8 protein-coding genes are annotated in these 11,443 nt (G+C 62.6%); 1 reads left to right on the top strand and 7 read right to left on the bottom strand.

What is annotated here, in order from left to right; all coding sequences use genetic code 11:
- Positions 1-79: 79 nt before the first annotated feature.
- The 7 genes from AC3WKX_RS33335 to AC3WKX_RS33305 are packed head-to-tail and all read right to left on the bottom strand — an operon-like array spanning position 80 to position 9,052.
- Positions 80-1,480, bottom strand: coding sequence for an LLM class flavin-dependent oxidoreductase (locus tag AC3WKX_RS33335; protein ID WP_008431781.1), 1,401 nt, complete (start codon positions 1,478-1,480; stop codon positions 80-82).
- Positions 1,481-1,517: 37 nt separating this feature from the next.
- Positions 1,518-3,176: a dipeptide ABC transporter ATP-binding protein gene (locus AC3WKX_RS33330; protein ID WP_102606420.1), complete on the bottom strand. Its 1,659-nt coding sequence runs from the start codon at positions 3,174-3,176 to the stop codon at positions 1,518-1,520.
- Positions 3,173-4,036, bottom strand: a complete 864-nt coding sequence (locus AC3WKX_RS33325; protein WP_102606419.1) for an ABC transporter permease — start codon at positions 4,034-4,036, stop codon at positions 3,173-3,175. Before AC3WKX_RS33325 ends, AC3WKX_RS33330 begins: the two co-directional genes overlap by 4 nt.
- A gap of 15 nt (positions 4,037-4,051) precedes the next feature.
- Entirely contained in the window at positions 4,052-5,104 is a 1,053-nt protein-coding gene (locus tag AC3WKX_RS33320) for an NADP(H)-dependent aldo-keto reductase (protein ID WP_087694258.1), read from the bottom strand.
- A 32-nt stretch (positions 5,105-5,136) separates the two neighbouring features.
- Positions 5,137-6,390 carry an acyl-CoA dehydrogenase family protein gene (locus tag AC3WKX_RS33315; protein WP_102606418.1) on the bottom strand — a complete coding sequence of 418 codons (1,254 nt, stop codon included), beginning with the start codon at positions 6,388-6,390 and terminating at the stop codon, positions 5,137-5,139.
- A 23-nt stretch (positions 6,391-6,413) separates the two neighbouring features.
- Positions 6,414-7,346, bottom strand: coding sequence for an ABC transporter permease (locus tag AC3WKX_RS33310; RefSeq protein WP_087694256.1), 933 nt, complete (start codon positions 7,344-7,346; stop codon positions 6,414-6,416).
- Positions 7,343-9,052, bottom strand: coding sequence for an ABC transporter substrate-binding protein (locus AC3WKX_RS33305; RefSeq protein WP_404942415.1), 1,710 nt, complete (start codon positions 9,050-9,052; stop codon positions 7,343-7,345). Before AC3WKX_RS33305 ends, AC3WKX_RS33310 begins: the two co-directional genes overlap by 4 nt.
- 586 nt (positions 9,053-9,638) lie before the next feature.
- Here AC3WKX_RS33305 and AC3WKX_RS33300 point away from each other — a divergent pair.
- Complete coding sequence (locus AC3WKX_RS33300) at positions 9,639-11,420, top strand: TonB-dependent receptor family protein (RefSeq protein ID WP_256579847.1); 1,782 nt, start codon at positions 9,639-9,641, stop codon at positions 11,418-11,420.
- The last annotated feature ends 23 nt before the right edge of the window (positions 11,421-11,443 follow it).

The following is an 11,443-nucleotide window of genomic DNA, read 5'->3' as shown; positions in this document are numbered from 1 at the left end:
GGCGTTTGCCAAAAGTGACCCGCTGTAAGAGCGGAACCATAAGCCGCCGTTACCGCAGCAACGGATATGTACACAAACCTCACGCCGGAAACCGCAATGGCAACGCCGGCTTCAGCAACGCCGCCGGATCCCGATAACGCGCCCCAAAATGGTCCCCCGGCAACCGCGCCCGCCCAGCCCCAAACAACCGCTCCCGCAACGTCTCCCCCTCGTTGTACCGCTCACGAAACCGCCCCCGACGACGCAACTCCGGCACCACCAATTCAATAAAGTCCCGCGCCGTCTCAAACGACAAATACTGCCTCAGGTTAATCCCGTCGATCCCATCCTCATCCAGCCATTTCTCAATCGCGTCCGCCACCACCGTCGGCGTACCCGCGACAAAAAACCGCTCGCGATTAAACCCGCCCAACTGCGCCAATACCGCCCCAACAGTGGAGTCCGCCTTGTACCGGCTCAAACTCTCCCACCCCTTGACCTGCCGACTCACCAGATCACTGATCAACGTATCCCGCGGATACGCCGTCAAATCAATCGCCGACTGCCCGTGAGCCAGCGACGCCTCGACACTCACCAACTTGCGATAACTGTCGAGCTTGGCACTCACCTCCTCATCGGTCCGCCCAACGATCACCCCCGCCATCACAATAAACTTCAACCCCGCCGGATCGCGATCATGCTCAACTGCCTTCTGCCGCATCGCCTGGATATTCGCCCGCACCGCCGGCGCATCATTACCACCGGTAAACACCACTTCGGCATGCCGCCCGGCAAACTCGATCCCGGCCGGTGACCCCGTAGCCTGAAACAACACCGGCGTACGCTGCCGCGAAGGCTGGCACAAGTGTGGGCCGGCAACCTTGAAGTGCTCCCCCACGTGGTTGATATAGCGCACCTTGTCCGGATCGGTGTAGATCCGACGCTCACGGTCGACAATCACCGCGTCATCGTCCCAGGAACCTTCCCAAAGCTTGTACAGCACGTCGAGGTATTCATCGGCGATCTCGTAGCGGTGATCGTGAACCACCTCAGTGTCATGCCCGAAGTTGCGCGCCGCATTCGGCAAATACGAGGTGACGATGTTCCAGCCCACCCGCCCCTTGGTCAGGTGATCGAGCGTACTCATGCGCCGCGCAAAGGCGAAGGGCGGTTCGTAGGTGGTGGAAAAGGTCGCGCCGAAACCCAGGTTCTTGGTCACCCCGGCCATCGCCGGAATCACCAGCAGCGGGTCGTTGCTGGGAATCTGCATGCCCTCACGCAGCGAGGTCTCGGGGCCGTCGCGAAAGCGGTCATAGGTGCCAATCACATCGGCCAGGAACACGCCGTCAAAGGTGCCGTATTCCAGCAACTGCGCCAGCTCGGTCCAATAGTCCAGGTCATTGAAACGGTGCCGGTTGTTGTCCGGGTGCACCCACAAACCATGGACGATGTGGCTGACGCAGTTCATCTCAAACAAATTCACGTGCAGTTGCTTGGGCACCAGGAGCACTCCTTTCGTAGATACGTTTTCCAATACGTCAGATCGCTACATTCAGGTAGAACGGGATCGGCGTGTAGTCGGTTTCAAGGGTCGGGATCGCATCGATCAGCGCGCGGGTATAGGCATGGGCCGGACGGTCGAACACCGCGCGTACCGAGCCGGACTCCACCACTTCACCGGCCTTCATCACCAGCACGCGCTCACTGACGTGGTTGATCACGCCGAGGTCATGGGAAATGAACAGGCAGGCCAGGCCGAGGCGGCGCTTAAGGTCGTCGAGCAGTTCGAGAATCTGTGCCTGTACCGACACGTCGAGCGCCGACACCGGTTCATCGCAGATCAGGATCTGCGGCTCGGACGCCAACGCTCGGGCAATCGCGATGCGCTGGCGCTGGCCACCGGAAAGTTCGATCGGCCGGCGCGACAAGGCGCTGGCATCAAGGCGTACCAGTTCCAGCAGTTCCAGGGCACGGTCGCGCCGGGCATGACGCGGTACGCCAGCCACCACCAGCGCTTCGAACAGCACACGCTGCACGGTGTAGCGTGGGTCGAAGGAGCTGAGCGGGTCCTGGAACACCACTTGCACCGCACGCCGGGCTTCGCGTTTTTGCCTGGCGTCGAGGTCGGACCAGCGCTGGCCATTGATCCACACCTCGCCGGCATCGGCGGTTTCCAGGCCGAGTATCAGCCGGGTCAAGGTGGTCTTGCCGCAACCCGATTCGCCCACCACCCCCAGCGTCTCGCCGCGACGCAGCTGTAGCGACACCTGGTTCAGCACCGTGCGGGTTTTGCCGTCGGGGCCGATAAAGGTTTTGGACAGCTCGCGTGCTTCAAGCAGTATTTCGCCCTGGGGCGCCGGCTCGGGCTCCACCGCCGTGAGCAACCGGCGCGTAGGTTGGAAGTGCACAGCCTTGGCGGCCCGCAGCAGCAGTTGGGTATACGGATGACGCGGGTCTTGCAGGACCTGTTCGGTGCTGCCCTCCTCCACGATCACCCCGTGGCGCATCACGGCCACGCGATCGGCCAGGCGCGAGACCACCGACAGGTCGTGGCTGACCATCAGCAGTGCATTGTCTTCACCGCGCAGGCTCTCCAGCAGGGCGATGACCTGGGCCTGCACCGTGGCATCCAGTGCCGTGGTAGGTTCATCGGCAATGATCAGCCGCGGATTGCAGGCAATCGCCGAGGCGATCAGCGCCCGCTGGCGCAAGCCGCCGGAAAGTTGCCAGGGGTATTGGCTGGCGCGCAGTTCCGGTTCCGGCACACCGACATCCCGCAGCAGTTCCAGCACCCGCAGGCGGCGCGCTTCCAGGCCCAATGCGGTGTGCAGGTGCAACGGTTCTTCGATCTCGGCACCGACGCGGCGCAGCGGGTCCAGCGCGCCCAACGCGTCCTGCATCACAAAGCCGATGCTCGCGCCGCGCAGTTGCTGCCAGGCCCGCTCGTTGAGCTGGCGCAGGTCGACGCCCTGGAAGGCCAGCTTGGCGGCCTGGACATGGGCGTCCTTGCCGGTGAGGCCAGCCAGGGTGCGGGCGGTGACGCTTTTGCCGGACCCCGACTCCCCCACCAGCGCCAGGCATTCACCCCGGCTCAACTGCAGACTGACACCGTGCAACACTGGCTCGGCCTGGCCGAAACGTACTGTCAGGTCGCGGATATCGACCAGCGGGCCGAGGGTATGGATGTTCATCGTCATAGAGGCTTTCCTTCGCTGCGGCGCAAGAGTTCGCGGCCGATGGCACTGATGGAAACAACGGTCAGGGTGATGATCAGGGCGGGCCAGGCCACCAGCCACGGCGCATTGGCCAGGAAGCTGCGCCCGATGGACATCATCCCGCCCCACTCCGGCGCAGGCGGCGGTGCGCCGAAGCCGAGGAAACTCAAGGCGGCACCGGCAGTGATCGCGCCGCCGATGCCGATGGTGGCGAGGATCAACACGGGCTTGAACGCATTCGGCAGGATGTGCCGCAGCACCACCGCCAGCTGCGATTGGCCGAGGGTGACGGCGGATTCGACATAGCCGGCATTACGTACGCTGAGGGTTTGCGCCCGCACCAGGCGCGCATAACGCGGCACACCGGCAATGCCTATCGCGAGAATCAGATTGGCCGTGCCCTGGCCGAAAAACGTGATGATCACCAGCGCCAGCAACAGGTCGGGAAAGGACAGCAGCACGTCGATCCCGCGCATCAATGCGCTGTCCAGCCAGCGCGGCCCAAGGCCTGCGATCAAGCCGAGCAAGGTGCCCCAGGCCAGGCCCAGCGCGGTGGCGGCGAGGCCCATGAACAGCGACGAACGCACGCCATAAATCAATCGGCTGAGCACATCGCGCCCGTTCTCATCAGTGCCCAGCCAATGCACATTGCTCGGCGCCTGGAACGCCATGCGCGCCGACGCCTCCAGCGGGTCATACGGGGCCAGCCAGTGCGGAACAACAGCGGCCAACAGCAACAGCCCGACAAATACCCCGGCGAGCAACAGACCCGGCCGCAGTTGGGTAAACCCGACAAGACGCAACGGGCGATTGCCGATCAACGTTTCAATGGTTTGCGTCATGCCAGGCTCCTGGTGCTAGGGCGCGGGGTTGGGAATGCGCTGGTGGATGGCCTGGATCTGCGCCTTGATCTCATCGCCAAGAGTCACGTCCAGCGCGCCGAGGTTGTCGCGCAATTGCGCCAGGCTGGTTTGCCCGGTCAGTGCGCTGGTGACGAAGGGTTTGTCGATGATGAAGGCCAGGGCCAGTTGGGCCGGGGTGAGGCCATGTTGCCGGGCAATCTCCACGTAGCCGGTGATGGCCTCCTGGGCCGAGGCACTGTCGTAGCGATTGAAAGTGCGGTACACCGCCGACAGCCGCGAGCCCTCGGGCCGTGCGCCGCCGAGGTACTTGCCGGTGAGCGCACCGAAGGCCAGCGGCGAGTACGCCAGCAGCCCGACGCCTTCGCGATGGGTGAACTCCGAGAGGCCTCCTTCGTACAGGCGGTTAAGCAGGCTGTAGGGGTTTTGCACGCTGGCAATGCGCGGCAGGCCGAGGCGTTCGCTTTGCTTGAGAAACTCGGCGACGCCCCACGGGGTTTCATTGGAAACCCCGATGTGGCGCACCTTCCCGGCCTTGACCTGATCGGCCAGCACCGCCAGGGTTTCCTCGATGGCGACGCTCTGGGTGTCTGCCTGATACGGGTATTCGCGCTGGCCGAAGATGTTGGTGGTGCGGTCGGGCCAGTGCAGTTGGTACAGGTCGAGGTAGTCGGTGTTCAGGCGTTTGAGGCTGCCGTCGAGGGCTTCGACGATGTTGCGCCGGTCGTGGCGGCTGAGGCCGTCGCGGATGTGCTGCTGGCTGCTGGGGTCACGGGCCGGGCCGGCGATTTTGCTGGCCAGGATCACCTCGTCACGTCGACCACTGGCCGCCAGCCAGCTGCCGATGTAACGCTCGGTGGTGCGCCAGGTTTCGGCCTTGGTGGGCGTGGGGTACATCTCGGCGGTGTCGATGAAATTGATACCTTCGGCCAGTGCCAGGTCGATCTGTTGATGGGCATCGTTTTCGGTGTTCTGGTGGCCCCAGGTCATGGTGCCGAGGCCCAGCACGCTGACTTGGATGTCGCTGTTGCCCAGTTGGCGGTAACGCATGGGTGATCCTTTTTTCTTCAAGGGTTGATGGCTCATACCGCACTCGCTTCGTCGCGGGCGGCCTGCTGCTCGGCGTCGGCGGCTTGCAGGCTGCGCCAGGCGGCGTTCGGGGTGACGTCATTGAGGTAGTAGTTGCCCAGTGCCCGTTCGCGAAAGATCGCCGGGTTGTGGGAGGCCAGGGTTCGCGCGTTGCGCCAATGCCGGTCGAAGCGACGCGACTCGCTGGTGGCGGAGGCGCCGCCGACTTCGAACAGCAGCGTGGTGGCTTCCAGTACCTGTTCCAGCACGATCTGTTGCGCCTGAAAAGCGCGAATCTCGGCCTCGGTGTAATGCTGTTCGGTTGCGTGCCCGCCCTGCTCCGCTTCGTGCACGTCCTGCAGCACCTCCGCGACGGCCAGCACCTGGGTGCGTGCGGCATAGGCCAGGCTCGACAAGCGGCCGATCACCCGCTGCACCAGCGGGTCATCCTTGGGGCTCGATTGCCCCGGCACACCAAACGCGCGGGTGCGGCCCTTGACGAATTCGGTGGCGTCACGCAGCACGGCGTTGGCGATGCCGGCCAGGGTCGCCAGGTGGAACAACTGGTAGAAAGCGCTCAGGTAGGACTCGGCGCGCAGTTCGTCTTTCTTGAAGCGCCGCACAATGTGCTGCTCCGGTACGTTCACCGCCTTGAAGCGGGTAGTGCCGCTGCCGGTGAGTCGCTGGCCAAAGCCGTCCCAGTCATCTTCGACGGTGACACCCGGCGCGTCGGTGCGTACCGCCAGGCTGACAAAATCTTCGCCATCCAGGGCCACGGCCGCGATCCAGTTGGCGTACAGCGTGCCGGTGCAGTAGTACTTCTCGCCGTCCAGCTGCCAGCCGGAGTCGACTGCGCTGAGGGTCACCGAGTTGCGGGTGGTGTCGGTGCGCTCGGCCATGGCGGCGCCCCACAACTCGCCGTCGACGACTTTGGCGAACCAGTAATTTTGGGACTCGCTGTCACGGCTGGAAAGCCGGCCTTCAACAAACCCGAAATGCGCGCGCACAATCTGCGGCAGGTTTGAATCGGCCTCTCCCAGCTCAATTAACAGGCGAAACAGCTGCGGCAGGCTTGCACCCAGGCCGCCCAAGGCCTGCGGCACACGCAGTGCGCCAAAGCCGGCCTCGCGCAGCCAAGCCACCGCGTCATGGGCCAGCTCGCGTTGCTGCTCGCGGACGACGGCGGTGTCGGCTATCCGGGCAAATACGTCAGCGAAACGCTGGTGCAAGTCGGCATAACTCACTTCAGCGGGGATCGAAGCACTCATGGTTTTTCCTTCTTCAAAGGCACTCACGCTTGGTTGGCCCGAGGGTCAATCCAGCGGTTGATCAAATCGACGGCCAGGTTCACCAGCACATAGACGGTGGCGGCCAGCAAGGTCACGCCCAGCACCACCGGCACGTCTTTGTTGCTGGTGGCATCGAGCATCAAGCGCCCGATGCCCTGGCGTGCAAACAGCAATTCCACCACCACCGCGCCGCCCAGCAGGCTGGCGAACACGAACCCGGCCAGGGTCACCAACGGCACCAGCGCATGGCGCAAGGCATGACGCAGGCGCACAGCGGTTTCGGACAAGCCACGGGCACGGGCCATGGCAATAAAGGGTTGTTCGAGGGTGTCTTCCAGGGACTGGCGCAACAGCTGGGTCAGCACTGCCGCCACCGGCAACGACAGCGCGATCGAGGGCAGGATCAATGAGCGCCAGCCAACGGAACCGGAGGGCGGCAACCAGTGCCAATGAAACGAAAACACCAGCAACAACAGCATCCCGATCACAAACGAAGGTGCTGAAGACAGCACCAGCTCGCTGCCTGAAACGGCTGAACGCACCCAACGCGAACGGTTGGCGGTGAGGATCGCGCACACCAGGGCCAATACCACCGCCAGCAACGCCGCGCTCAGGGACAGTTGAATGGTTGCACCGATCTGCTCGGCAATCGCCTGCTGCACCGGGATGCGCAAGCGATAGGACTCGCCCAGGTCGCCATGGGCCAGGCGCACCAGGTAATTGCCGTATTGCACTATCAGGGGTTGGTCCAGGCCGTACTCGGCACGCACCCGGGCCAGCAGCTCCGGGGTGGGCATCGAATCCGGCCCGCCGAGGATTGCCAGCGCCGTGTCACCGCCGCTGAAATTGACCGCGAGGAACGTCAGCGTCGCCGCGCCCCACAGCACGCCAATGCCCGCCAGCAGGCGCCAGGCGATGGATTTGAACAGGCTCATGGTTGCCCCCGGTCCAGCCAGATGCTGGTGAAGAACGGTACGTTGTGGGAGGTATCGAAAATCACGCCCTGGACTTGTCGACCATAGGCGGTGAGTACCTGGGCTTCCACCGAAGGCACCGACGGCACGGTTTCGGTCAGGCGCTTTTGTGCCTCGCCATAGAGCGCCTGCAACTCAACCGGATCGCGGGATTGGCGAGCGGCGCTGAGCACGCGATCCAGTTCGGCATCACGGAAGCGTCCAACGTTCTGGCCGATCCTTTTATCGGTGCTGATGGACTCGCTGTGATAAAGCACGAACATGCCGTCGGGTGTGTTGGTGTGCCAGTAACCGTCCGCCATCGCCTGGAACTTACCGGCATAGCGCCTCTCGATCACCCGGGTCAGCGGCAGCATCTCGACGGTCATCTCAAAGCCGACTTTTTTCAGGTCGGCCTGGATGGCCACCGAAACGCTGCCGGGAAAGGCCGGGCTGCTATAGGCCAACAAGGTCGCCTTCAGGCGCTGCCCGGCCTTGGTCCGATAGCCCTGGGCGTCGCGCCCTGTCCAACCGGCATCATCGAGCAAGGTATTGGCCGCCTTGACGTCGTAGGCCAGGGCCTCTTTGTTGGGTTGATAAAACCGGGTATTCGCCGCCAGGAAATCGGCTTTGGCGATGTATTCGCCGAAGCCGGAAATCCACGCCAATCCTTCGCGGTCGACGGCTTTGGCCACGGCGCGACGTACTCGCACGTCGTCGAATGGCGCCTGCTCGACGTTGAACACGATGCCACGGCTCGGGTTGCCCTTGCGAATCCGGCTGCGCATCACCAGGTCGGGGTTGGCGCGGATGGCGGCGGCATTCTGGGCCGGTGCATCAAGCGCGAAATCCGACTGGCCGGACTCTAGCGCCGTGAAGCGGATCATGGCTTCGGGGACGTAGCTCAGTTCGATACGGTCCAGGTAGGCTTCGCCCGCGTGGCGCGTCACCGGTGGCGCCCAGTTATAGCCGGGGCGCTTGATGAACACCGCGCCCTGGTCACGGGTGTAGCTCTGCAACGTAAACGGCCCGCTGCCGATGGGGTGCTCGGCGATGGTCTTCGGCGCCTCGCGAATCTGCCTGGGGGAGATCATGCTCAGCCAGGACTGCGCCAGCACATCCAGGAACGGCGTATAGGGTTCGCGCAAATGGGCTTCGAAGGTGTAGTCGTCGATGACCTTGCCATCCAGGTACGGCGCGATATAGGCCGCGGCCAGTGGGGACTTGGTCGCCGGGTCGCGCATGTGTTCCAGGTTGGTTTGCAGCGCCTGGGCATTGAATTTCTCGCCGTCGCTGAAGGTCACGTCGTCGCGCAGGTGAAAGGTGTAGGTCTTGCCGTCGTCGGAGATGTCCCAGGAGCGGGCCAGCCACGGGCTGATATTGCCCTGCTCGTCCTGGTACACCAGGCAATCGAAGAGAATCCGGCCCATCCACTGGATGTTGCCGTTAGAGAGTGCGTGAACATCGAAACTGCCGGCGTCGGAGGCGGCTGAGACGCGCAAAGTTCCGCCACTGCGCCCCGGTGACGACTCATGAAAGTCCGTCGCCGAATAAGTCACTACACCGTTGGTGACCGTGCCATCAGCCGCAGACGTTTCATGTTTCGGTGCCGCAGCCGGTGAGCAGGCATTGACTGCCAGGCACAGCGAAATAACCGCCGAAAGTTTCAGGATGGTTATCAATGACACTTCCTTAGAGGAACTCGATGAACACTGAAAGTTTGCAATTACGGGGTGTAATGCAGTGAGCATGCCAGTCTTCAAGAAACGCCATATTGACCACGAAACCAGCGCAAAACCCTTGTAAAACGAGGCGAACACTGCCAAACACTTATATGGTTATACCCGTTATACACCCCGGAATTGTTGGTAGCCTTACACACTGCTTATCAACTGTTGCGTTCGCGACAGCTGCGGTAATCCCAGGCATTAAAGTTGACTGTTGAGAATCAAACACCGATTCAAAACAAAGTATCCCGCAGAACACTTAACCTTAACTAAGCGCCCGTATTCCTTGGCCAATAGTCTTGGCATAGAAACTGCTCAGAGCGAAACAGGCATGACTATTCGAATAGAAAGCTGGGGCTCTTTTATCTATTCACAAGGAACACGCTTAATGGATCCAATCTTTCGGGGAGAGTTGCAAAAGTTGACACTTGCCGTGCGGCAAGCAACTTGGCTGGCGATGGTGGGGCTGGGCTCAGCCCTGGTTTTTTCCGCCAGTGTGCAGGCAGATGATGAGGTCACACCGACGACCGGAACACGGCTAAAGACGGTGACAGTAGAAGCACAAAAAATCACGCCCGTTGAGGCAGCCAAAAGTCAGCTGTCCGAAGTGCCAGGCGGCACCAGCGTGGTCGACAGCGAACAAGTGGCCAAGGGACGCACCGCCACCTTGCAGGACACCCTCGCCTATCAGCCGGGCGTGTTCGTGCAGTCCACCGGCGGCAACGACGCGGCCAAGATCTCCATCCGTGGCTCGGGCGCCAACACCTCGCCGGGGTATTTCCGTGAGGGCATCAAGTTCCTGTTCGACGGCCTGCCGATCACCGGCCCGGGCGGCACACCCTACGAATTCCTCAACGGCTCGGGGGTGAACTACACCGAGATCCTGCGGGGTGCCAACGCCTTCCAGTACGGCGCACTGAGCCTTGGCGGCGCCATCAACTTCGTCAACCAGACCGGTTACACCGCACCCGGGCTGCGGGTGCGAGCGGAAACCGGGAGCTACGGCTACAACAAGCAAAGCCTGAGCGTCGGCGGCGTCGAGGGTGCGTTCGATTACTACCTGAATGCCGACAACTACCGCAGCGACGGCTACCGCGACTACAGCCTGTCGAAGAGCCAGGGCGTGGTGGCCAACTTTGGCTACCGCTTCAGCCCGCAACTCGAAACCCGGGTGATGCTGCGTTACCGCGACGAGTTCCACAACGACCCGAGCGCCACCACCCTGGATGCGGTCAAGCACCACTCCGACCGCGCCAGTGCCACCGCCGAAAGCAGCGGCGCCGGCAGCCGTCGCCCCGGCAGCGTATGGCTGGGCAGCAAGACCACCTACACCTTTGAGGACGACGCCACCCTGTCGGTGGGTTTCGTCTACTACCAGTACGCCCACAACAACAGCCCGAACAGCCCGAGCAACCCCAGCTACTGGGACTGGCATGACCTGAGCGCGGTGATCAACTACGACCGCCGCGACACCCTGTTCGGCCACGAAAGCCGCTCCAGCCTGGCCTTCACCTCCACCGAGCACCTCAAGGGCCAGGTCGACTCCACCTTCGCCAACAAACAGACGCGCAAGTTCGTCGACTACAGCTCCTCGTTCGATCACGTGTTCTCCGTGGGCAACGACCTGGAACTGGTGGACGGCCTGTGGCTGACCAGTGGCGTCTCGGCGATCAACGTGCGCCGCCATGCCGACGTCAAGGAAGCCCTGGTGGCCAACACCACCACCTACCCGAGCGATGTGACCTACGACAACTGGAGCCTGGCACCGCGAGTGGGCGTGCGTTACGAGTTCAACCCACAACTGCAAGTGTTTGCCAACGTCAGCCGCTCCGTCGACCCACCGGCGTCGTGGGAATACTCCGGCTCCGGGCCGACCACGCCGTACGTACGGCCGCTGGTGGAACAGAAAGCCAATACCGTGGAAGTCGGGATCAAGGGTTCGTCGGGCATCTTCGACGGCAGCCTGGCGCTCTACCGCTCATGGGTGAAAGATGAATTGCTCAACGTGCAGATCATCCCGGCCACCTCCACAGCTGCTGCGGTCACCGGTGCATTCAACGCCACGCCGACGATCCACCAAGGGATCGAGGCCGGCTTGAATACACGCCTGTGGGAAAACACCTCGGGTGAAAAAATCACCCTGCGCCAGGTGTACACCTATAACGACTTCTACTACCGCCACGACCCTACCTTCGGCGACAACCAACTGCCGGGGATTCCGAAGCATATCTATCAGGGCGAAGTGCAGTATCAGCACCCGGCGGGCTTCTATACCGTAACCGTCCGGCCAGCACCCTCTCCTGACAGCCCTCCAAATTGGCCAAGATAGTGGACACCATTTTTTAGTGGACA

It is taken from the genome of Pseudomonas sp. GP01-A4 (genome assembly GCF_058780865.1).
Note: the sequence above shows the minus strand (reverse complement) of the source record. Positions and strands in the feature narration are given on the sequence as shown.

Coding starts and splice junctions, on each gene's coding strand:
- AC3WKX_RS33330 (WP_102606420.1), bottom strand. CDS start 3,176: ATGACGATGAACATCCATACCCTCGGCCCGCTGGTCGATATCCGCGAC.
- AC3WKX_RS33325 (WP_102606419.1), bottom strand. CDS start 4,036: ATGACGCAAACCATTGAAACGTTGATCGGCAATCGCCCGTTGCGTCTT.
- AC3WKX_RS33320 (WP_087694258.1), bottom strand. CDS start 5,104: ATGCGTTACCGCCAACTGGGCAACAGCGACATCCAAGTCAGCGTGCTG.
- AC3WKX_RS33315 (WP_102606418.1), bottom strand. CDS start 6,390: ATGAGTGCTTCGATCCCCGCTGAAGTGAGTTATGCCGACTTGCACCAG.
- AC3WKX_RS33310 (WP_087694256.1), bottom strand. CDS start 7,346: ATGAGCCTGTTCAAATCCATCGCCTGGCGCCTGCTGGCGGGCATTGGC.